Here is a 21,219-nt window from a genome sequence, read left to right as displayed (position 1 = left end):
TCGTCACTTCGCTTTCTGCGAGAGCATCTGCGCGACGCCGTAGAGCTTGGCGAACCCCGCCGCTTCCGTCCCCGTCCACAACACGTTGGCCTCTCCGTACGTGGCCACCTTCGCGTCCATCAGCGAGTGCGGCGAACGCACGCCTTCCACGACGTGGGCGCGCGGGGTGAGCACCAGCTTCACCTCGCCCGTCACGCGGTCCTGCGAGGAGGCCAGGAACGCCTCCAGGTCCTTCACCAGCGGGTCGAAGAAGTGCCCCTCGTGGAGCAGCGACCCGTACAGGTTGCCCACCGTCTCCTTCCAGAAGAGCTGCTTGCCCGACAGCACCAGCTTCTCCAGCTCGCGGTGCGACGCGATGAGCAGGTGCGCCGCGGGCGCCTCGAAGCCCACCCGGCCCTTGATGCCCAGGATGGTGTCGCCCAGGTGCACGCCCCGGCCAATGCCGTACGGCCGCCCCAGGGCGTTGAGCTTCTCCACCACCGCCACCGCCGACAGCGCGTGGCCGTCCAGCGCCACCGGCACGCCCTTGTCGTAGGAGATGACCAGCGGCAGGGGCTTCAGGTCGGCGGGGATCTCCCCGCCGGGGAAGGCCGCCTCGGGCAGGGTGCTCCACGAGTCCAGCGTCTCGCGGCCGCCCACGGACGTGCCCCACATGCCCTCGTTGACGGAGTACGCGCCCGTCTTCGCCGGCAGGTGGAAGCCGCGCTCCGCGAGGAAGGTCAGCTCCTGCTGACGCGAGAGCGCCAGGTCGCGGATGGGCGTGATGAGCTGCAGCTGGGGCGCGAGCGTGCGGAAGGCCACGTCGAAGCGGACCTGATCATTCCCCGCGCCGGTGCTGCCGTGGGCCACGGCCTGCACGCCCAGCTTCTCCGCCATGCGCACCGCCTCCACGGCCTGGCAGGCGCGCTCGGCGGAGACGCTCAGGGGGTAGAGCTGGCCGCGCAGCACGTTGCCCGCGACGAGGAAGCGCAGGTAGCCCTGGAAGAGGGTGTCGCGCGCGTCCACCGTGTGGTGCGCCACCGCGCCCAGCTTCTGGGACAGGGCCTGGATGCGCTCCAGCTGCTCGGGCGGGAAGCCGCCCGTGTCCACGGTGACGGTGATGACGTCCCAGCCCTGCTCGCGCAGGTACACCGTGCAGAAGGCGGTATCGAGGCCACCGGAGAACGCCAGCACCACGGACTTCTTGCTCATCTTCAGGACTCCTGTTGCTGCGAAAAGGGTGGGGATGCTTCAGGGGGCCCAGACGCGGCCCGCGGCCTGGGACTGCTGGGCGTGGGTGCGCGTGAGCCAGTCGCGCGCTTGCGCCAGCTCCTCGCGCGCGGTGGCGAGGCCCAGGTTGCCGGCGCCCCCCAGGTGGGTGGCCGTCAGCGCGCCGCGGTCCGGCTGGAAGGTGCCTTCGTTGAGCTGGCGGCCCACCTCCCGGTACGCGTCGCGGAAGGGCTGGCCCTGGGCCACGAGCGCGTAGGCGTGGTGCGCGGCGTAGAGCGTGTCGTCGCACGCCGCGCGAGCCTTGTCCGCGTTCACCTTCAGCGCGGGCACCAGCCGCGACAGCACCTCCAGCAGCGCCTTCGTGCTGGCGAGCGCCTGGAACGTGGGGCGCTTCAGCAACTGGAAGTCACGGTGGTAGCTGGACGGCAGGCCGCCCGCGACCGCCTCCACCTGGTGCGCGAGTCCGCGCAGCTCGCGGCAGCGGCCCCGGGCCAGCTCCACCACGTCCGGGTTCTTCTTCTGCGGCATGATGGACGAGCCCGTGGTGAAGGCGTCCGGCAGGGCCAGGAAGCCGAACTCGTCCATGCTGTAGAGCTGCACGTCCCACAGCCACTTCTCCAGGGTGCCCGCCACCGAGCACGCCCAGGTGAGCAGCGCCGCCTCATGCCGCCCCCGGCTGTCCTGCGCGTCGATGGGGCTGCGTTGAACCCGACTGAAACCGAGCAACCGCGCGACATATTCACGGTCGATGGGCAGCGGCACGCCGAAGCCCGCCGCGGCGCCCAGCGGGCACCGGTCCAGCCGGCCCCACACGCCCTTCAGCGCCTCCAGCTCCTCCAGCAGCCCCTCCGCGAACGCCATGCCCCACAGGCCGAAGGTGGACGGCATCGCGCGGCGCAGGTGCGTGTAGCCGGGCAGGGGCAGGTCCGCGTGCGCTTGCGCGAAGTCGAGGAACGTCCCGGCCAGCTCCGCCGTGCGCGCCCCCAGCGCCAGCAGCTCCTCGCGCAGGTACAGGCGCAGGGCCAGCAGGACCTGGTCATTCCGCGAGCGCGCCAGGTGGATGCGCTTGCCCGCCTCGCCCGTGCGCTCCACGAGCGCCGCCTCCAGCGCGGTGTGTCCGTCCTCCTGCTCCGGGCGGATGGTGAAGCGGCCCTGGCGGGCCTCGTCGTGCAGCGCGTGCAGCGCGGCCACCAGCGACGTGGCGGCCTCCGGCGTGAGCAGCCCCACGTGCGCGAGCATGCGCGCGTGCGCGGCGCTGCCCAGCGCGTCGTGCGGCACGAGCGACAGGTCCACCACCGGGTCGTCGCCCACGGTGAAGGCGTGGATGGCCGCGTCCAGCGGCTGGCCCTTGCCCCACAAAGTCTCAGCCACGCGCCACCTCCCCGGCATAGCCGTGCAGCAATCGTCGATAGAACGCGAGCCCCGCCTCCAGCTCCGCGCGCGTGAGGTACTCGTTCGCCTGGTGGCTGCGCAGCGTGTCCCCCGGCCCCACCTTGACCGCCGGCACGTCGCCCAGGAAGGCCCAGTCGGACGTGGTGCTGGAGCCCACCGTCGCCTGTCCGGACGCCGCCACCGCCGCGCGCACCAGCGGGTGCGCCGCGTCCGTGCCCTTGGGCAGGTAGCGCGCGGAGTGCACCACCACCTCGCTCTCCAGCGCCGCGCCCACGTCCCGCGCCACCGTCGCGTGGTCCATGCCCGGCGTGGTGCGCAGGTCGACGAAGAACTCGCACCGGTCCGGCACCTGGTTGCGCGCCAGGCCCCCGGACACCTGCGTCACCTGCGCCCGCGCCTCACCCAGCAGCGGGTGCGCGGGGAAGCGCAGGGCGGACACGGCCTGGATGTCCCGGGCCGCCTTGAGGATGGCGTTGTCCAGCCCGCCCGTGTGCGCGTGCGCGACGTGGCCGCTCTTGCCGTGCGCCACGCAGCGCAGCAGCAGCATGCCCCGCTGCGCCGTGCAGGGCTTGAGCGACGTGGGCTCGCCCACGACGGCGGCGTCCAGCGGCCCCAGCTCGGACAGGAGCGGCCCCAGGCCCTTGCCGCCCGTCTCCTCCTCGGCGGTGAGCGCGAAGACGTACTCCACACCCTGGGGCGCGCCTTCCTCCAGGAGCGCCTTCGCGGCGAGGAGCATGGCGGTGACGCAGCCCTTGGCGTCGTTGGCGCCCAGGCCGTAGAGGGTGTCGTCCTTCCACACGGCCTCGTGCGGCTCGGTGTTCCACCCGGCGCACGGCTTCACCGTGTCCAGGTGCGAGTTGACGAGCAGGCGCTTCGGCCCGCTGCCCACGCTGAACCAGACGTTGTGGCCCTGGCGGTGCACGCGGGCACCCCAGCCTTCCGCATGGCTGGCCACGAGGTCCGCGATGCGGGCCTCGTCGCCGGAGACGCTGGGCGTGGCGACCAGCGCGGTGAGCAGCTCGGTGGGGTTCAACCCTTGGCCTCGCCGTGCTTCACCGGGTGCTCGCGCACGACCATGGTGCCGCTGCCCTCGTTGGTGAAGACCTCCTCCAGGAGCGCGTCGGACTGCTTGCCGCTCACCAGGTGCACGCTGCCCACTCCGCCCACGAGCGCGTGGCGCATGGCGTGCGCCTTGGGGCGCATGCCGCCCGTCAGCCGGCCCTCCGCCTCCAGCGAGGCCAGGTCCGACAGCGTGGCGAGCGAGATGAGCGACGACGGATCCGACACGTCCTTGAGGAGCCCCGGCACCTCCACCATGAAGAAGAGCTTCTCCGCGTGCAGCGCCGCCGCGAGCGCCGCCGCCACCGTGTCCGCGTTGGTGTTGTAGACCGCGCCGTCCTGGCCGCCGGACAGCGGGGCGATGACGGGCACGAAGTCCGCGCTGCGCAGGTGCTCCACCACGCGCGTGTCCACCGACTCGATGTCGCCCACGAGGCCGTAGTCCACCATGCGGCCCTGCGTCTCACCGGGCTCCGTGACGAGCACGGGCGGACGCTTGCGCGCCTTGATGAGGCCCGCGTCCACGCCGGACAGGCCCACGGCGGGGACGCCCGCGGCCTGGAGGTCCGCCAGCAGGTCCGTGTGCAGCTTGCCCGCGAGCACCATCTTCGCCGCGTCCAGCACGGGCGCGGAGGTGACGCGGCGGCCGGCCACCTTCTCGATGGGCAGGTGCAGCGCGTCGCAGAGCGCGTCCAGCTCCGGCCCGCCGCCGTGCACGACCACGGGGCGGATGGAGAAGGCCCACAAGAGGGCGATCTGCTCGCACGCCGTCTTGCGGGTGCGCGGGTCCGTCAGCACCGCGCCGCCCAGCTTCACCACGAACGTCTTGCTGCGGAACTGCTTCACGTACTTCGCGGCGTTGCGAAGGGCGGCGTACGGGTCGGGAGACAGGGGCACGGTGGACCTCGGAAAGGCGAAAAGGAACGAAGAAGGGTGGGGCGGCGGGCCGCGGGCTTCAGCCGCCGCGCATCCAGGCCAGGAGGGAGCGCTGCACGTGGTAGCGGTTGCCCGCCTCGTCCACGACGCGGCTGCTCGCGTGGTCCAGCACCTCGTCGGCGACCTCCACGTTGCGGCGCACGGGCAGGCAGTGCAGGAACGCCGCGTCCTTCGCGGCCTTCGCCATGTGCCGGCGCGTGGGCATCCACCCCGAATACGACGCCAGCAGCGCCGCCACGTCCGCGGGCGAGTTCGCCGTCTGCGCGGTGGGGCCCCAGGACTTCGCGTACACGGCGCGGCTGCCCACCAGCGCCTCGTCCTGGTCGTGGGTGTAGGTGATGCTGCCGCCGGTGGCCTTCGCGTACGCCTCCGCCTCCGCGCGCACCGCGGGGTGCAGGTCGAAGCCAGGGGGATGCGCCACGCGCACCTCGCAGCCCGCCGCCGCCGCGGACAGCAGGAAGGAGTTGGGCACGGCCTTGGGCAGCGGCTTGATGTGCGGCGCCCAGGTGAGCGTCACCGGCAGCTTCTTCGTGGTGCCGAACGTCTCGCGCAGGGTGAGCGCGTCCGCCAGGCCCTGGCACGGGTGCTCGCGCGCGGACTCCATGCTCACCACCGGCACGGTGGCCCACTTGCGGAAGGCGTTGATGACGGGGTCGGCCTCGTCCTCCTCGTCACCGCCACCCTGGGAGAAGGTGCGGATGCCCAGCATGTCCACGAAACGCGACAGCACCGGGGATGCTTCCTTGATGTGCTCCGCGCGGTCCGCGTTCATCACCGCGCCCGGCCGGTCCTCCAGCTTCCACACGCCGGAGCCCACGTCGAGCACGATGGCGTGCCCACCCGCGCGCAGCATCACCGCCTCGAAAGAGGTCCGCGTGCGCAGCGACGGGTTGAAGAACACCATGCCCAGGAGCTTCCCCGGGAAGAGGGCCCCCGGATCCTTCTGCTTCCACGCGGCCGCCTGCGAAAGGACCGCCTCGACGCCTTCCGGCCCCAGGTCCTGGATGCGGGTCACATGCTTCATGGGCTTCGTGCTCCCCCGGCCGCGCCGGATGGATGGGGACTGCTGAATATGCATTGGAATTCGTGCATATTCGTTGAGGAGGCGCGGATATTATGCAGAACGGCGCAGTGCACAAGAAGATTCTTGGGGATTTTTCATGCGCCTTGCGTGCGTATTCAGCCGCATGCATGGTGAGGGTGAATGAACCTGGACGAGGCCATCCTTCAGCTCATCTCCCAGCAGGACGTTCCGGATCAGGCCGTACTGCAGACACTGCTGGAGGAGGCGGGGCACGCGCCCAGTCAGTCCACGCTGTCGCGGCGGCTGCGGAAGCTGAGCGTGCAGAAGGTGAACGGGCGCTACCAGCGCATGGAGGTCCCGGCGCCGGCGCCGGCGGCCGCTCCGCGCGTGTCCATCATCGAGGCGCCGCCCAACATGCTGGTGCTGAAGACGGCGCCCGGCTACGCGCAGATCTTCGGGCTGGCGCTGGACCGCGAGGAGGTGGAGGGGCTGGCGGGCACGGTGGCGGGCGACGACACCATCTTCATCGCGGTGAAGGACCCCTCGCTGCTGCAGGACGTGCGCGCGACGGTGGAGCAGCTCATCCAGCGCGGTCCGTGAGCGGTGGCCCGGTGGCGGAGTTACCAGGAACACGCGGAAACTGAAGTCCCCCGGGAAGGCCTGCTAGGGTCACGGCCCCTATGCGAACCCTCGTCGGACTGACGGCATCGGGCTGGACGGAGAAGGCCCGGTGGGCGTTGGACCACCACCGCGTCGCCTACCGCTTCCAGGACTACGTCCCCCTCCTCCAGGAGCGCTGGCTGCGCAAGCAGGTGCCGCCCGGCGTGAAGGGCACGGTGCCGTTGCTCGTCGACCCGCCCGGCGCGGCCACGCAGGGCTCGTTCGCCATCGCGAAGCGCGCCGAGGAGCTGGGGCAGGGCCGCCCGCTCTTCCCCGCGGAGCACGTCGCGGCCATCACGCGGTGGAACGACACCAGCGAGCAGGTGCTGGACACGGCGCGCGTCTACGCGATGCCGCGCATGCTCGCGAACTCCCGTGCCCAGGCGGAATCGCTGCCCAAGTTCCTTCCCCTCTGGCTGCGCCAGCTGAGCGCGCCGTCCGCGCGCATGGGCATGCGCTACATCATGAAGAAGCACCAGGTGCCGGTCTCCACGGAGGAGGCCATCGAGGCCGCCGTCACCCCCGCCTACGAGCGCCTGCGCGCGACGCTGGGCGACGGCCGCGCCTACCTGGAGGGAGGCACCTTCACCTACGCGGACATCACCGCCGCGGCGATGCTGGTGCTGCTGGGCCCGGTGGCGGACCGGCACCTGCCCATGGGCCCGGGCACGCGCGAGGTGTGGACGCACGCGGGGCTCGCCTCCCGCTTCCCGGACCTCCTCGCGTGGCGCGACGCGCTCTACGACAAGCACCGGCGCACCTGAGGCCCTCACACGGCGACGGGCCGCCTCCCATGGGGAAGCGGCCCGCCGTGTGCTGCCTGGGGTGAAGCCTGTTACGCCGTCTTCTTCACGCCCTTCGAGTTGTCCACCAGCACCTTGGCGAAGGTGAGCCCGTCGGGGCCCGCGTCCGCCTGGATGTGCTCGCCCGGGGCGAACTCGCCGCTCAGGACCTTGAGGGCGAGCGGATCCAACAGGTACTTCTGCACGGCCCGCTTCAGGGGCCGGGCGCCGTACGTGGGGTCATACCCGCGCTCCGCGAGGAGCTCCCGCGCGGCGTCCGTCAGGTCCAGCGTGAGGCGCTTGGCCTGGAGCAGCTTCTGGAGCTTCCCCAGCTGGATGTCGACGATGCGGTAGATGTCCTTGCGGCGCAGCGGCTCGAAGACGACCACCTCGTCCACGCGGTTGAGGAACTCCGGGCGGAAGTGCGCGCGCAGGGCCTCCATCACCTCGCCGCGCGTCTTGTCGTTGAGCGTGTCCGTGCCCGCCATGCCTTCCTGGATGGCCTGCGAGCCGATGTTGGACGTGAGGATGAGCACGGTGTTGCGGAAGTCCACCGTGCGGCCCTGGCTGTCCGTCACCCGGCCCTCGTCGAGGATCTGGAGCAGGATGTTGAACACGTCGTGGTGGGCCTTCTCGATTTCGTCAAAGAGGACCACCGTGTACGGCCTGCGGCGCACGGCCTCCGTGAGCTGGCCGCCCTCCTCGTAGCCCACGTAGCCCGGGGGCGCGCCCACCAGCCGCGACACGGCGTGCTTCTCCATGTACTCGGACATGTCGATGCGGACCATGGCCGTGTCGTCGTCGAAGAGGAACTCCGCCAGCGCCTTCGCCGTCTCCGTCTTGCCCACGCCCGTGGGGCCCAGGAAGATGAACGAGCCGATGGGCCGGTTCGGGTCCTGCAGCCCGCTGCGCGCGCGGCGCACGGCGTTGGACACGGCTTCAATGGCGCTGCGCTGCCCAATCACGCGGTCGGCGAGCCGGTCCTCCATGTGGACCAGCTTCTGCATTTCGCCTTCCAGCAGCTTGGAGACGGGGATGCCCGTCCACTTGGCCACGACAGAGGCGATGTCCTCGGAGTCCACCTCCTCCTTGAGGAACTTCTGGTTCTTCTGCAGCTCCGCCAGCTTCGCGTTCTGCGCGGCGACGTCCTTCTCCAGCGAGGGGATGACGCCGAACTTCAGCTCCGCGGCGCGGTTCAGGTCGCCCTGGCGCTCCGCCGCCGCCTGGTCGTTGCGCGCCTTCTCCTGCTTCTCCTTGAGCGTGCGCAGCGCCGCGATGGCCTTCTTCTCCTCGTCCCAGTGGGCCTTGAGCGAGTTGAACTTCTCGTTCAGGTTCGCCAGCTCCTTCTCGATGGTGGCCAGGCGCTCGCGCGAGTGCGGGTCCGTCTCCTTGCGCAGGCCCTCGCGCTCGATCTCCAGCTGCGTCACCTTGCGGCGGATGTCGTCGATCTCCGTGGGCATGGAGTCGATTTCGATGCGCAGGCGGCTGGAGGCCTCGTCCACCAGGTCGATGGCCTTGTCCGGCAGGAAGCGGTCGGAGATGTAGCGGTGGCTGAGCGTGGCCGCCGCGACGAGCGCGGAGTCCTGGATGCGCACGCCGTGGTGGACCTCGTAGCGCTCCTTGAGGCCGCGCAGGATGCTGATGGTGTCGTGCACCGACGGCTCGCCCACGAACACCGGCTGGAAGCGGCGCTCCAGCGCGGCGTCCTTCTCGATGTGCTTGCGGTACTCGTCCAGCGTCGTCGCGCCAATGCAGTGCAGCTCGCCGCGCGCGAGCGCCGGCTTGAGCATGTTGCCCGCGTCCATGGCGCCCTCGGCCTTCCCGGCGCCCACGAGCGTGTGCATCTCGTCGATGAAGAGGATGATCTCCCCGGACGCGTCCGCGACCTCCTTGAGGACCGCCTTGAGGCGCTCCTCGAACTCGCCGCGGTACTTCGCGCCGGCCACCATGGCCCCCAGGTCCAGGGTGATGAGGCGCTTGTTCTTCAGGCCCTCCGGCACGTCGCCGTCCACGATGCGGCGCGCCAGCCCCTCCGCGATGGCCGTCTTGCCCACGCCCGGCTCACCGATGAGGACGGGGTTGTTCTTGGTGCGGCGGCTGAGCACCTGGATGCAGCGGCGGATCTCCTCGTCGCGGCCGATGACCGGGTCCAGCTTCCCGCTCCGCGCGGCCTCCGTGAGGTCGCGCCCGTACTTCTCCAGGGCCTGGTAGGTGGACTCCGCGTCCGCGCTGGTGACGCGCCCGGAGCCGCGGACCTCCTTGAGGCCCGCCTGCACGCGCTCGCGCATCACGCCGGAGGACTTCATCGCCTCGCCGACCGCGCCCTTGTCCTGGGTCAGCGCCAGCAGCAGGTGTTCGGAGGAGGTGAACTCGTCCTTCAGCGCCTTGGCCTCGTCCTCGGCCTTGTCGAAGGTCTTCATCAGGCGCTGGCTGAGCATGGCGCTCTCGCCGCCCTGCATGCGCGGCAGCTTCTGGAGCGCCTCCCCCAGCCGGCCCGCGAACAGCTTCACGTCCACGCCAATCTTGCGCAGCAGGGGTTCGACGAGGCCGTCCTTCTGACCCAGCAACGCCGTGGCCAGGTGCTCCGGCTCGTAGTGGGGATTGTCGGCCCGGCGGGCCAGGGACTGACCCTCCTGGATCGCCTCCTGCGCCTTCACCGTATATTTGTCGAGTCGCATGCCTTGAACGTAAGAGCCGGGGCCCCCTTGGCAAGACGACACTGCCTGTATGCCTTGCGATTTCCCCGGAATACTTTGAGCCGCTGGAAGCAGCCGGGTATTCGTGGTGGCGCAGTTGCCAGGGGGTGGGGGGCTCGGTTATAGGCGGCGCCCATCCTCGGGGGCTTCACTCTGGACGCACACGGCGGCTATCTCGTTCGACTCGACACCTTTTCCGGGTTGGCGCTGGTGCGTCTGGCCCGGGAGGCGCTGTCGATGGACAGAGCCCCGGCCGCCACGGCGCTGCGCGTCACCATCAACCGCCGCCGCAAGGTGGTGCGGCTGGCCTTCCTGGGGCCCTTCTCCCAGGGGCGGCAGGGTGCGCATTGGTACGCGGCGCACCACGCCCTGGCCCGCCTGCTGTCCGCCGCCGCCAACGCCACCGTGCACGCCTACGTGTACGACGCGGACGAGGGCGAAGAGGTCATCGCCTACGGCAATGGCCGGCGCGTAGGGGGAGAGAAGGTGGTGTACGAGGACGCGGAGCTGCCGTGTCCCCTGGAGGAGCTGGACGACGCGGCCTTCAGCCGGCTCCAGTCCCGCTGGCCCATGGGGCACCTGGCGTACGTGTTCGGCCTCACCCGGGACGAGCTGCTGCGCATGCCCCGCGCCGCGCTGGCCCAGGTGCTGCCGCTGGAGGGCACGGCCGCCGGCCCGGAGTCCGACGCCATGGCCTCCCTGGAGGCGCTCCTGCTGGGCCCCACGTCGCCCCGCGCGGTGACGGACGCCGGCTGAAGCGGACGGCCGGCCTTCGCGCCGCGCCGCGTCACTGCTAGAGATGGAGTCGCGGCCGACTTCGCCGCCTTCAGGGCTCCTCGGTGGGCCCGTCGAGCGTGACGATGGCCGCGCGGACGCCCTCGCTGCGGAAGTACTGGGCGAGCAGGGCGAAGCCGCCGGCCACGAGCACCGTGGGGAGCACCGCGCTGGCCGTCATCAGGGACGGGACGAGCGCGTAGAGCTGTTCGGCGGCGGCCGGGTCCTTGAACTCCGGCAGGCCCTTGAGGCCCTCCACCATGGCCTGGCTGGAGTGGCGGGCCACCACGGTCCATTGGGCCCCGTCGATGGTGCGCATCAGCGCGGCGAAGATGCCCGCGCCGCCCAAGAGCTGCCGGAAGCCGTCCCGGGGCATGCCCTCCGGGGAGCGCAGCATGCGGCTGGAGGCGAAGAAGAGCAGGGTGCAGGCCACCGTCAAGCCGCACAGCACCAGGGCGCGCGACTCGCGCATCGGGGACAGCGCGGACATCTGCGCCTCCACCAGGGCCTGGGTGACGGCGGGGTCCTTGCCCAAGAGGGACACGGTGGGGGGATTGTCCCGCTGGGCCTGACGGTGCGCCTCGAAGTTCATCATGACGGAGGCTTCGCTGCAGGCGAGCATCCCCGTCAGGGTGGAGAGGACCAGGCACAGCGCCGCGGCGATCCGCACGCCCCGGGGCAGCGCCCCTGGGCGGGTGACTTCAAGGGGCTTCACTTCCGGGTCGCCTCCACGTAGCGCAGGCGCAGGTCGGACAGGAGATTGTCCACCAGCTTCTCCTCCTCGGCGGTGAGGTTTCCGCGCGTCTTCTCGCGGAGCATCGCCAGGAGGTCCAGGTTCTGCCGGGCCGACGGCAGGTCCTTCTCCATGCGGCCCGTCTCCGGGTTCGGCGCCCCCCCCAGGTGGATGAGGACGGCGGAACCCAGGCCGACGATGAAGGTGCTGAACGACAGGGACTCCTCGGAGGCGGGGCTCGCTTCCCCCGTCATCACGAAGGTCTCACCCCGCTTCTCCGAAGGGCTCATTCGGACGCCTTGTCCTCTTCCTCGGCGTCGTCGTCCGCGTCGTCTTCCGCGTCGTCGTCGTCGTCGTCGTCGATGTCGTCGTCGTCCTCGTCATCCTCTTCGTCGTCGAACTCATCGCCCATCAGCGTTTCGATGGGGACGGCCTTGTCGGCCACGTCCGGCAGCTCCTCGAGGTGCTTCTTGTAGGCTTCCTCGTCCACCTGGCCGCCGCGCTGGTAGCGATCCGCGGTCCGCTTGTCGAGGTGCTTCGGGTTGATGCCATCCGCCATGATTCAAATCCTCGGAATTGCTTGGAAAACAGCGCGGCACCTTATAGCAGGAGGGGCGCCTGTCAACGCCGCTGTCCCGGGCACCTGGAACCGATGAACGTCTCGCCCCGCCCCCCGCTTCCCCAAGGCCCCTACCTGCTGTGCGATGACAGCGTCCGTCCGGAGCTGTCCCTGGTGGACAAGGCCGAGCGCCTGCTCCTGGGGGGCGCCCGCATCCTCCAGCTTCGCATGAAACACACCCCGCCCCGAGAGGCGCTGGCCGCGGCGCGCGCGGTGGTGGCCCGCTGCCGGCAGGCGGGCGCCCTCTGTCTGCTCAACGACCGGGTGGACCTGGCGCTCCTGTCCGACGCGCACGGGGTGCACGTGGGGGACGAGGACCTGCCCCCGGAGGCGGCGCGAGAGCTGTTGGGCCCCGGCCGGTGGGTGGGGGTCACCGCGCGGGGGGCGGAAGGGGCCCGGGTGGCCCGGGCGGTGGGGGCGGACTACGTGGGCGTGGGGCCCCTGTTCGGCACCACCACGAAGGTGGTCCAGGCGCCGGTGCTGGGGCTGGAGGCGTTCGCCCGGGTGGTGGCGGAGAGCCCGCTGCCGGTGGTGGGCATTGGCGGGGTGGGCCTCGGGAACATCGCCCAGGTCGCCGCGACGGGGGCGCATGGCGCGGCGGTGGTGTCCGACGCGCTGCTCGCCCAGGACATCGCCGAGCAGGTGCGGCGGCTGACGGCCGCGTTTGACAGGGGCGCACGGGGGACTAGCCTCGATGCAGGGCACTGACGCCACCATGAACCATCCCCCTTCGCGCCATCACGGGACGACGCCGCGCCGTCCCAACATCGGCCTCAGCCCGGACTGGGTCCAGCCGGCAGACTCGGCCTTCCCCCGCTACGAGCTGAAGGTGCCCTACGCGGAGGCGGTGCTGCGCGCGGGGGGCCTGCCCTTCGTGTTGCCCTACACGGACGACGCTTCGTGCGTGGACGCCTACCTGGAGCGGGTGTCGGGGCTGGTGGTGACGGGCGGCGCGTTCGACATCCCCCCGTCCGCGTACGGGGAGGAGGCGCGCGACGGCATGGGGCCGCTGAAGGAGGGGAGGACCGCCTTCGAGGCCCAGCTCATCCGGGGGGCGCTCAAGCGCAACCTGCCGGTGCTGGGCGTGTGCGGCGGCATGCAGCTGCTCGCCGTGGTGCTGGGCGGCACGCTGTTCCAGGACATCCTGCGCGAGGTGCCGGGCGCGCGCGACCACGAGCAGAAGCACGACCGCACCCAGCCGCAGCACCCGGTGGAGGTGAAGAACGGCACGCTGCTGGCGGAGGCCGTGGGGCACGGGCAGCTGATGGTGAACTCCACGCACCACCAGGCGGTGAACAAGCCGGGCACGGACGTGACGGTGAGCGCGCTGTCGCCGGACGGCGTGGTGGAGGCCATCGAGTCCACCGCGCATGCGTTCGCGCTGGGCGTGCAATGGCACCCGGAGCTGATGCTGGGCACCATCCCGGTGCACCTGGGCGTCTACAAGGCGCTGGTGCAGAAGGCACGAGAGCACCGGAGGTGAGGCCGCGCGTCCTGCTGCTGGCGGGCCTGGAGCCCACGGGCAGGGCGGGGCTCCTGGCGGACGTCGCCGCGGTACGGGCGCGCGGAGGCGACGCGGTGGCGGTGCCCACGGCGCAGACCGCGCAGGGCACGCACACCTTCGCCGTGGTGCCGGCGTCTCCGCGCATGCTGGCCGCGCAGGTGACCGCCGCGCGCGAGTGGGGACCCGTGCACGCGGTGAAGTGGGGCGTGGTGCCCGGCCCGTCGCAGCTCTCCGCGGCGCGGGCGGCGCTCAAGGGCGCGGACGCGTGGTGGGTGGTGGATCCGGTGGTGCGCTCGTCGCGCGGACAGGCCCTGTCGCGCCTGTCGCCCCGGCACTACCTGGCGCTGACGGGCCCGCGCGTGCTGGTGACGCCCAACCTGGAGGAGGCCGCGTGGCTGCTGGGCCGGCCGGCGCTGGGCACGGTGGAGGAGGCCCAGGCGGCGGCGGAGGCCCTCTGTCAGCGCGGCTTCGGCGCGGTGCTGGTGAAGGGCGGGCACCTGCCAGAAGGGCAGGGCCTGGCGGACGTGCTGGCGTACTCCGGGCGCACGGTGGTGATGCGGGGGCGCAGGCTGAAGCGGCCCCCGGAGCGCCGGGGCACGGGCTGCCGGCTGGCGTCCGCGCTGGCGGCGGAGCTGGGCCGGGGCTCGGGGCCTGAAGCCGCGGTGCGCGCGGCCCGGGAGCACGTCACGCGCTACCTGCGCACCGGCCGGGACTGACGCGCGCGGGCCCGGACGTCCCCGCCTGGGGGTTACTCGCTCCGGGCGCGGCTCTCGAAGCGGGTGTACTCCGCCAGGAACACCAGCTCCACGGAGCCAATGGGGCCGTTGCGCTGCTTGGCGACGATGAGCTCCACGGGGATGACGGTGTTGCTCTGGCCTCCGCCGCCTCCACCCCCGCCGCCGCCGCCTCCTCCTCCGCCGCCTTCGCCGCCCTCTTCCTCCTGCTCGCGGTGGATGAACATCACCACGTCGGCGTCCTGTTCGATGGAGCCGGACTCACGCAGGTCCGACAGCATGGGCTTGCCGCCCTTGCGCTCCTCCACCTTACGGCTGAGCTGGCTGAGCGCGATGATGGGCACCTCCAACTCCTTGGCCAGTTGCTTGAGCGCGCGGGAGATCTCCGCCACTTCCAACTGGCGGCTCTCCACCTTGCCCTTCTGGTGCATCAGCTGGAGGTAGTCGATGACCAGCAGGGACAGGCGCGGATCCTTCTGCTTCACGCGCCGCGCCTTCGCGCGCAGGTCGAACGGGGACAGGCCGCCCGAGTCGTCGATGTAGATGGGCGCGTTGTAGAGCGCGCCCGCCATCTCCTGGAACTTCTCCTCGTCGTGCGGCGACAGCCGGCCGCCGCGCAGCTTCTTCATGTCCACGCGCGCCGTGGACGCGAGCAGACGCATGAGCAGCTGATCCGCGGGCATTTCCAGGCTGAAGATGCCGACCGCCTTGTTCTCCTTGAGCGCCGCGTGCACCGCGATGTTCATCGCGAAGGACGTCTTGCCGACGCCGGGGCGCGCCGCGAGGATGATGAGCTCGCCGGCGTGCAGGCCGGTCAGCTGCATGTCCAGGTCGATGTAGCCCGTGGACAGACCGGTCACGCCCGTGGACGCGGTCTTCATCTTGTCCAAGAGGTCGAGCGTCTGCTCCATCAGCTCGCTGACCGGCCGCAGGTCGCCTTCGCGCTTCTTCTCCGCGAGGAGGAAGACCTTGCGCTCGGCCTCGTCGAGCAGGACCTCCAGCTCTCCGGTCTCCTGGCTGGCGAGGTCCTGGATCTCCCGGCCCACGTTGGCCAGGCGCCGGCGCAGCGCCTGGTCCTTGACGATGTGGGCGTACTGCACGGCGTTGGCCGCCAGCGGGACGACCTGGTCCAGGCCCATCAGGTAGGCGGGACCGCCCACCGCGACGAGCTGCCCGAGGATCTTCAGCTCCTCCGCGAGCGTCAGGTGGTCGACCTGCTTGCTCTGCGCGTCCAGCCGCATCATCGCGGCGAAGATCTGCGAATGGGAGGGACTGGCGAAGTCGTCGGCGTGCACGACCTCCGCCACGGGCGTGATGAGCCCGTTGTCCGCCAGCACGGCGCCGAGCACCGCGCGCTCCGCGGCGAGATCCTCGTGGACCCGCCGACCTTCCCTACCGTCCAGGACGTTCAACATGGCTGCTTGGAACCTCTACAGGCAGCGTCTGACACGTTCCAGCGAACGTCCAGTTTCCAGGCAACAACCCTGTAGCACCCGGGAGGTCGGGGTCGGATGCCGCGACCCGCCGTGGCCCACGGGGCCAGACCCCGGGTGAACCGCCGCCCGCGCGAGCGCTATTCGGCCGCGCCCCACTGCTGGAGGAAGGCCTCCCGATAGGTGCGACTCAGCACCACCGTGGAGCCGTCCTTCAGCACGAGGATGCCGTCGCCGTGCGTCCACGGCTCCAGGCGGGCCACGGCGTCCAGGTTCACCAGGTCGCCCCGGTGCACGCGCACGAAGCGGGTGGGGTCCAGGCGCTCCTCCAGGGCGCGCAGCGTCCGCCGCACGAGGTGCTGCCCCTGCTCCGTGTGGAGCCGCACGTACTTGTCCTCCGAGGACAGGCGCCACACGGTGTCCAGGCGCAGCGGGACCCAGCCTTCGCCCACCTTCACCACCAGCCGCTCCAGGGGACGCTCCGGCCGTGCCTGGGCCACCGTGGCCAGCAGGGCGTCCAGCGCGGCGGCGCCACGCGTCCCCGCGCCCAGCAGCGCATGCGCCCGGTCCAGGGCCTTGGTGAAGCGGCCGGCGTCATAGGGCTTGAGCAGGTAGTCCGCCGCGTGCGCTTCGAAGGCCTGGAGCGCGAAGCGCTCGTACGCGGTGGAGAAGATGACCAGGGGACAGGCCTCCGGGCCCAGGGTCTCCAGAACCTCGAAGCCGGTGAGGCCGGGCATCTGCACGTCGAGCACCACCAGGTCCGGCCGCAGCGCTTCGATGCGCGCGAGCGCCTCCTGCCCATCCGAGGCCTCGCCCACGCAGGTGAAGCGCGCGTCCTGTTCCAGCAGCCGCCGCGCCTTCGCCCGGGCAGGTGCCTCGTCGTCCACCACCAGCACGCGGAGCACCGTCATGGGGCCTTCCTCCAGGGCTGCCACACCGTCACCCGCGCGCCGCCCTCCGGCCCCGCGCCGCGCTCCAGCCGGCCCCCGCTCGCGTGCAGCAGCCTGAGCACGCGCTCCAACTGGGAGAGCCCCACGCTGGGGCCCGCCACGGGGGAGCGTGCCCCGAAGCCGCGCCCGGTGTCCTCCACCTCCAACGCCCAGCGGTCCGCTTCGCCGCGCGCGCGGATGCGCACCTCCAGCGGGCTGCGCTGGTCCTGGTTGTGCTTCACCGCGTTCTCCACCAGCGTTTGAAGCGCGAAGCACGGCACGCGCTGGGCCTCCAGCTCCGTGTCCACCTCCCAGCGCACCTCCAGCCGGTCGCCGAAGCGCGCTCGCAGCAGCGCGACGAAGCGCTCGGTGTGCCCCCGCTCCTCCGTCAGCGTCCAGGTGGGCTCGGTGCGCTCCAGGCTCGCCCGGAGGAGCTGCCCCAGGTCGCTCAGGAGCTGATCCGTGCGCGCCAGGTCCTCGTACATCACCGCCCCGATGGTGTGCAGCGCGTTGAAGAGGAAGTGCGGGTGCAACTGCCCGGTGAGCGACTGGAGCTGCGCGGCCCGCAGCTCGCCCTCCAGCTCCGCGGCGCGCAGGGCCCGGGCCTGCCGCTCCCGCCACGCATACAGGAGCGCGATGACCGCGCAGACCAGGCCATAGGTGATCAGGTCCTTCTGGGCCTCCATGGGGAGCGCGTAGACCGGCGGGCCCAGGTCGTAGTCGCCCAGCTCCAGGAGGGCGTAGACCGCGTGCCGCAGCCCCGCCATCCCCGCGATGTGCAGCGAGGAGAAGAGGGCGAAGGCCGCCGTGTGGATGCCCACGAACCGCGCCCAGCTCCCGCGCGGCGTGGGCGCGTTGAGCACCGCCGTCATCAGGATGGGGAGCAGCAGGCCCACCGTCACCGCGCTCGTCACCTCCCAGATGAACGCCTCCTCCCAGGGGCCGGGGCGCGGCCGCATGAGCTGGGTCAGCCGCACGGCGCTGCCCTGCCACACGCCCAGGGCCAGACAGAACACGAATACCCGCAGCGCCGTCCGCCACCGCAGCGCGGGCCAGCGCCACCGCCCGGACGGAGCTTCATCCCAAGCGCTCACCCCACGGCCTCCGGGGCCAGGACGGCCGGACGCGCGGCCCGGGCCTTCATTCCGAAGCAGGGCCGCAGCCACGACACGCGGGAGACGGTCTCGCACAACGCCAGGGTGAGGACGAACGACCCCGTGAGCACCGCGAGCAGCATCATCCAGGGACCCACGGGCAGCCGCAGGCAGGCGTAGCCCACGCAGACGATGACCGTCTGGTGGAGGATGTAGAACGGGTACGACAGCTCCTGCGCCCGGGGCAGCCACGCCGGGGATGCGCGCACGTGGTGCCGGGCGTAGGCCAGCGCCACCAGCAGGCCGCTCCAGAGCAGCAGGGTTCCCCCCAGGATCGCCGGCACCAGCGGCAGCACCGGCCACGGCCACACCAGCTCCACGACGAGCGCCGCCACCGCCAGGGCCAGCAGCCCGTGGCGCAGCTCCACCAGTCGGGCCCACACGCGAGGGCAGCGGCCCAGCAGGTGTCCGTCCAGGAACAGCAGGCCGTAGAGGAGGAAGGTGCGCGGATCATCCAGCAGCGCGTGCGTCTCCGGGAAGTCGCGCAGCAGCACCCGGGTGAGCGCCAGCGGCACGAAGAGCCAGAGCACGTTCCAGCCCCGCGACAGCCAGGCGTCCACCCATGCGAGGAACCGCTCCCCTCGCGCCGTGCGCAGCGCCGCGAAGAGGGGCAGGGCCATCAGGCAGTAGACGAACAGGTAGGCCACGAACCACAGGTGGTGCCAGCTGAGGCTGCCCGCGGGGTAGGGCACGAAGCCGAACACCGACGGGTAGAACTCCGCGTAGCTGCCCTGGAACTGCCCGCGAAACAGCCGCTCCACGTAGATCTGCGGCGGCACCACCACGAGCATGCCGAACACCAGCGGCCCCAACAGCCGCTTCGCCCGGTCCTTCGCGAAGGCCCCCAGCGTGCGGCGGCGCAGGGCGAGCGCCGTGCCCGCGCCGGAGATGACCATCAACAACGGCATGCGCACCAGGTGCAGCACCCCCATGACGGGCTCCAGGACCGGCAGCGCCTGGGGGCTCTTGATGTGCCAGTCCCAGGTGTTGAACATCATCCCGGTGTGGAACACATGCAGCACCACGATGGCCAGCACCCGGAGCCAGTCCAGGTCGGCGTGGTGCGCGTCAACGGGGCGGGTGGATGCTGTCATGCGAAGGGGCCTCCAGGGGGTTGGCTCCGGTGAAGTACGCATGCCCGGACCCATGATTCCACGCGGATGCCGTGGGGCGGACCGGCGACGGCGCCAGCCGGACTCGCGCGCGCGTCCGCGGGGAGGCCAGACGCGAAAAGGGCCGCCCGGTTGCCCGGACGGCCCTTCCCGTGAAGCGGAGCGCTTCAGGTGATGCGGTGGACTACTCGGCCACCACTTCGACCTTGATCTTCGCCGTCACCTCGCGGTGCAGGCGCAGCTCCACGTCGTAGCTGCCCAGCGACTTGATGGGGTCGGCCAGGTGCAGCTGGCGGCGATCCACCTGCTGGCCCTGGGCCGCGAGCGCCTCGGCGATGTCCAGCACCGTCACGGAGCCGAACAGCTTGTCCTGCTCGCCCACCTTGCGCTTGATGGTGACCTTGACGTTGCCCAGCTTCTTGGCCTGCTCGTCGGCGGCGCCCTTCAGCTTGGCGCTCCGAGCGGTCTGCACGGCCTTCTCGTGCTCCAGCTGGCGCAGGTTCTGCTCGCTGGCCAGAACCGCCTTCTTGCGCGGCAGAAGGAAGTTGCGGCCGAAGCCGTCCTTCACCGTGACGAGCTCGCCGGACTTGCCGAGGTTGTCGATGTCCTCACGCAGAATGACCTTCATGTTCAGTCTCCTGATGCGGACCCGGCGGCTAGCCGACCACCGCGTTGTAGGGGAGGAGCGCGATGCCACGGGCGCGCTTGATGGCGACCGCCACCTCACGCTGGTGCTTCGCGCAGTTGCCGGAGATGCGGCGGGGGATGATCTTGCCGCGCTCGGTGACGAAGTACTTCAGCGTCGCCTGGTCCTTGAAGTCCACCGACGCGTTCTTCTCCGCGCAGAAGCGGCAGACCTTCTTGCGGCCGAAGCCGCGGCCGCCGCGCTTGTCGTCGTCGCCGCCCATGCCACCGCGGTCGCCGCGATCACCACCGCGGTCGCGGTCGCCACCGCGATCACCACCCCGGTCGCCACCGCGCGAACCGCCGCCGTAGCCACCGCCACCACCGGGGCCGCGGGAGGCGCCCGTGCCCTGCTTGCTATCCATGCCGTTGCTCATGAACGTTCTCGTTTCCTGGAAGGTTGGGGGAAGATCCCGTCAGGAGGCTCACGCCTCCTCGGCGGACTCCTCTTCCGAGTCGCCACCGGCGAACTCGGGGGCCTCGGACCGGAAGCCACCCTCGCGCTCGGCGGGGGCGCCCGGACGGGTCTCCTCGACGTCGCCGGCCAGCTTGAGGTCCTCGAGCACCGGACGCGTCTCGGGGTCCACCTCGTCCGCCACCTTCACGGAGATGTAGCGGGTGACCTCGTCGAGGTTGCGCAGGTTGCGCTCGATCTCCGCCACCAGCTTGCCGTCACCCAGGAAGCTCGTGTGGACGTAGATGGCGCGCGGCTGCTTGGCCACGGGGAACAGCGTCTTCTTCTTCCCCCACACCGTGAAGCGGAGGACCTTGCCGCCCTCGCGCGAAACGATGCCGCGGACGCGCTCCTTCAGCTTGTCCACGTTGTCGTCGGTGAGGTCCGGCTTGACCAGGAAGATGGTCTCGTACTCACGAAGCCGCTTGGCGGCCTGCGTCTCTGCCATGTTTCTCTCCCCTTGGGGTCGAGTGCCCCCCGGACCATCCGGGGAGCGGGGAAACGGTTGAAAGCCCTCGAAGGCCATCACCGGGGACGGGGAATCTTCGCGCGCCCGTCACCACCGCGCCTTGGCCCGCGCCGAAGCGCGGGAAGCTTTGAAAGAACATCCCCCACACGGGACGGACGAGGGGGAAGGGGCTTCTAAGAGGACCCCCCTCGCAAAGTCAAGCGGAGCCAGGGGGGCGGCCGTCCGTCCGGTGGCTCCCGGAGGTCTCGGCGCCGCTCCGGGGCTTTCTCAGGCCCGGCGGTTGTGGCGGTTCATCGCCGTGGCCAGCCCGTCGCGCACCCAGCTCTCCGCCATGTCCGCCGCCCGGGCGATGAGCTCCTCCAACTGGCGGCGCTCGCCGTCGTCGAAGTTGGACAGCACGTAGCCCGCCACGCGCTCCTTGGCGTTGGGGCCCTCCGGCTTGCCAATGCCCACCCGCACGCGGATGAAGGCGTCCTCGCCCAGGCACGTCACCATGCTCTTGAGGCCGTTGTGCCCGCCCGCGCCGCCGCCCGCCTTGAGCTGCAGCCGCCCGAAGGGCAGGTCCAACTCGTCGTGGATGACGAGCACGTCCTGGACGGGGACCTTGTAGAAGCGCGCGGCCTCCGCGACGGAGCGGCCCGACAGGTTCATGTACGTCTGCGGCTCCACGAAGAGGATGCGCTCGCCGCCCAGCGTGCCCTGGCCCACCCGCGCCTGGAACTTGTCCTGGGTGAGCTCCGCGCGGGCGCGCGCGAGCAGCGCGTCCACCACCATGAACCCGATGTTGTGCCGGTGGCGCTCGTACTCGCGCCCGGGGTTGCCCAGCCCGCAGATGAGCTTCATGGAAGGCTCCGAGGAGGGG

The 21,219-nt window shown here is 71.1% G+C and carries 23 protein-coding genes; 6 read left to right on the top strand and 17 right to left on the bottom strand.

Annotation, left to right across the window (positions count from 1 at the left end):
- Positions 1-3: 3 nt before the first annotated feature.
- The 5 genes from argG to GTY96_RS30535 are packed head-to-tail and all read right to left on the bottom strand — an operon-like array spanning position 4 to position 5,620.
- Positions 4-1,191 carry an argininosuccinate synthase gene (gene argG / locus GTY96_RS30555; protein ID WP_161666563.1) on the bottom strand — a complete coding sequence of 396 codons (1,188 nt, stop codon included), beginning with the start codon at positions 1,189-1,191 and terminating at the stop codon, positions 4-6.
- A gap of 39 nt (positions 1,192-1,230) precedes the next feature.
- Positions 1,231-2,580 carry an argininosuccinate lyase gene (gene argH / locus GTY96_RS30550; protein WP_328701060.1) on the bottom strand — a complete coding sequence of 450 codons (1,350 nt, stop codon included), beginning with the start codon at positions 2,578-2,580 and terminating at the stop codon, positions 1,231-1,233.
- On the bottom strand, positions 2,573-3,634 hold the full coding sequence (locus GTY96_RS30545; RefSeq protein WP_161666561.1) for a M20/M25/M40 family metallo-hydrolase: 1,062 nt from the start codon (positions 3,632-3,634) through the stop codon (positions 2,573-2,575). Before GTY96_RS30545 ends, argH begins: the two co-directional genes overlap by 8 nt.
- Entirely contained in the window at positions 3,631-4,557 is a 927-nt protein-coding gene (gene argB / locus GTY96_RS30540; RefSeq protein ID WP_143907418.1) for an acetylglutamate kinase, read from the bottom strand. The genes GTY96_RS30545 and argB overlap by 4 nt, the downstream gene beginning before the upstream one ends.
- Positions 4,558-4,615: 58 nt before the next feature.
- Entirely contained in the window at positions 4,616-5,620 is a 1,005-nt protein-coding gene (locus GTY96_RS30535; RefSeq protein ID WP_143907415.1) for an N-acetylornithine carbamoyltransferase, read from the bottom strand.
- Between the two features lie 180 nt (positions 5,621-5,800).
- Here GTY96_RS30535 and GTY96_RS30530 point away from each other — a divergent pair, with 180 nt between their 5' ends.
- Both GTY96_RS30530 and GTY96_RS30525 read left to right on the top strand, forming a co-directional pair.
- Positions 5,801-6,220: an arginine repressor gene (locus tag GTY96_RS30530; protein WP_143907413.1), complete on the top strand. Its 420-nt coding sequence runs from the start codon at positions 5,801-5,803 to the stop codon at positions 6,218-6,220.
- An 80-nt stretch (positions 6,221-6,300) separates the two neighbouring features.
- Positions 6,301-7,044, top strand: coding sequence for a glutathione S-transferase C-terminal domain-containing protein (locus tag GTY96_RS30525; protein ID WP_161666560.1), 744 nt, complete (start codon positions 6,301-6,303; stop codon positions 7,042-7,044).
- A 71-nt stretch (positions 7,045-7,115) separates the two neighbouring features.
- On the opposite strand, the gene clpB is transcribed toward GTY96_RS30525, so the two are convergent.
- On the bottom strand, positions 7,116-9,740 hold the full coding sequence (gene clpB / locus GTY96_RS30520) for an ATP-dependent chaperone ClpB (protein WP_161666559.1): 2,625 nt from the start codon (positions 9,738-9,740) through the stop codon (positions 7,116-7,118).
- 255 nt (positions 9,741-9,995) lie between these two features.
- On the opposite strand from clpB, the gene GTY96_RS30515 reads away from it, so the two are divergent.
- On the top strand, positions 9,996-10,514 hold the full coding sequence (locus GTY96_RS30515) for a hypothetical protein (RefSeq protein WP_186002134.1): 519 nt from the start codon (positions 9,996-9,998) through the stop codon (positions 10,512-10,514).
- A gap of 70 nt (positions 10,515-10,584) precedes the next feature.
- On the opposite strand, the gene GTY96_RS30510 is transcribed toward GTY96_RS30515, so the two are convergent.
- From GTY96_RS30510 to GTY96_RS30500, 3 genes are read right to left on the bottom strand one after another with little or no spacing between them, the layout of a single operon-like run.
- Positions 10,585-11,247, bottom strand: coding sequence for a hypothetical protein (locus GTY96_RS30510; protein WP_186002133.1), 663 nt, complete (start codon positions 11,245-11,247; stop codon positions 10,585-10,587).
- Positions 11,244-11,555, bottom strand: a complete 312-nt coding sequence (locus GTY96_RS30505) for a DUF1844 domain-containing protein (RefSeq protein ID WP_143907404.1) — start codon at positions 11,553-11,555, stop codon at positions 11,244-11,246. Before GTY96_RS30505 ends, GTY96_RS30510 begins: the two co-directional genes overlap by 4 nt.
- Positions 11,552-11,824: a hypothetical protein gene (locus tag GTY96_RS30500; protein ID WP_161666558.1), complete on the bottom strand. Its 273-nt coding sequence runs from the start codon at positions 11,822-11,824 to the stop codon at positions 11,552-11,554. The genes GTY96_RS30505 and GTY96_RS30500 overlap by 4 nt, the downstream gene beginning before the upstream one ends.
- Positions 11,825-11,917: 93 nt before the next feature.
- Here GTY96_RS30500 and thiE point away from each other — a divergent pair, with 93 nt between their 5' ends.
- Genes thiE through thiD form a run of 3 tightly spaced genes read left to right on the top strand, consistent with a single transcriptional unit; the run spans position 11,918 to position 14,104 of the window.
- Entirely contained in the window at positions 11,918-12,592 is a 675-nt protein-coding gene (gene thiE, locus GTY96_RS30495; protein WP_161666557.1) for a thiamine phosphate synthase, read from the top strand.
- A 7-nt stretch (positions 12,593-12,599) separates the two neighbouring features.
- Positions 12,600-13,367, top strand: coding sequence for a gamma-glutamyl-gamma-aminobutyrate hydrolase family protein (locus GTY96_RS30490; RefSeq protein WP_143907398.1), 768 nt, complete (start codon positions 12,600-12,602; stop codon positions 13,365-13,367).
- On the top strand, positions 13,364-14,104 hold the full coding sequence (gene thiD / locus GTY96_RS30485) for a bifunctional hydroxymethylpyrimidine kinase/phosphomethylpyrimidine kinase (protein ID WP_143907396.1): 741 nt from the start codon (positions 13,364-13,366) through the stop codon (positions 14,102-14,104). Before GTY96_RS30490 ends, thiD begins: the two co-directional genes overlap by 4 nt.
- 32 nt (positions 14,105-14,136) lie before the next feature.
- On the opposite strand, the gene dnaB is transcribed toward thiD, so the two are convergent.
- The 8 genes from dnaB to pth all read right to left on the bottom strand — a co-directional run bounded on the left by dnaB (position 14,137) and on the right by pth (position 21,200).
- Positions 14,137-15,537: a replicative DNA helicase gene (dnaB, locus tag GTY96_RS30480; protein ID WP_161666556.1), complete on the bottom strand. Its 1,401-nt coding sequence runs from the start codon at positions 15,535-15,537 to the stop codon at positions 14,137-14,139.
- Positions 15,538-15,695: 158 nt separating this feature from the next.
- Complete coding sequence (locus GTY96_RS30475; protein WP_143907392.1) at positions 15,696-16,466, bottom strand: LytR/AlgR family response regulator transcription factor; 771 nt, start codon at positions 16,464-16,466, stop codon at positions 15,696-15,698.
- Positions 16,463-17,578, bottom strand: coding sequence for a sensor histidine kinase (locus GTY96_RS30470; RefSeq protein WP_161666555.1), 1,116 nt, complete (start codon positions 17,576-17,578; stop codon positions 16,463-16,465). Before GTY96_RS30470 ends, GTY96_RS30475 begins: the two co-directional genes overlap by 4 nt.
- Positions 17,575-18,732 carry an acyltransferase family protein gene (locus GTY96_RS30465; protein ID WP_143907389.1) on the bottom strand — a complete coding sequence of 386 codons (1,158 nt, stop codon included), beginning with the start codon at positions 18,730-18,732 and terminating at the stop codon, positions 17,575-17,577. The genes GTY96_RS30470 and GTY96_RS30465 overlap by 4 nt, the downstream gene beginning before the upstream one ends.
- A gap of 202 nt (positions 18,733-18,934) precedes the next feature.
- Positions 18,935-19,378, bottom strand: coding sequence for a 50S ribosomal protein L9 (rplI, locus tag GTY96_RS30460; protein ID WP_161666554.1), 444 nt, complete (start codon positions 19,376-19,378; stop codon positions 18,935-18,937).
- 28 nt (positions 19,379-19,406) lie between these two features.
- Complete coding sequence (gene rpsR, locus GTY96_RS30455; RefSeq protein ID WP_143907385.1) at positions 19,407-19,811, bottom strand: 30S ribosomal protein S18; 405 nt, start codon at positions 19,809-19,811, stop codon at positions 19,407-19,409.
- A gap of 48 nt (positions 19,812-19,859) precedes the next feature.
- Entirely contained in the window at positions 19,860-20,336 is a 477-nt protein-coding gene (gene rpsF, locus GTY96_RS30450) for a 30S ribosomal protein S6 (protein ID WP_143907383.1), read from the bottom strand.
- Between the two features lie 288 nt (positions 20,337-20,624).
- A complete protein-coding gene (pth, locus tag GTY96_RS30445; protein WP_161666553.1) occupies positions 20,625-21,200 on the bottom strand; it encodes an aminoacyl-tRNA hydrolase in 576 nt (191 codons plus the stop codon).
- Positions 21,201-21,219: the final 19 nt, after the last annotated feature.

The organism is Corallococcus silvisoli (genome assembly GCF_009909145.1).
Taxonomy (GTDB): domain Bacteria; phylum Myxococcota; class Myxococcia; order Myxococcales; family Myxococcaceae; genus Corallococcus; species Corallococcus silvisoli.
This window is presented reverse-complemented; position numbering and strand designations above follow the sequence as displayed.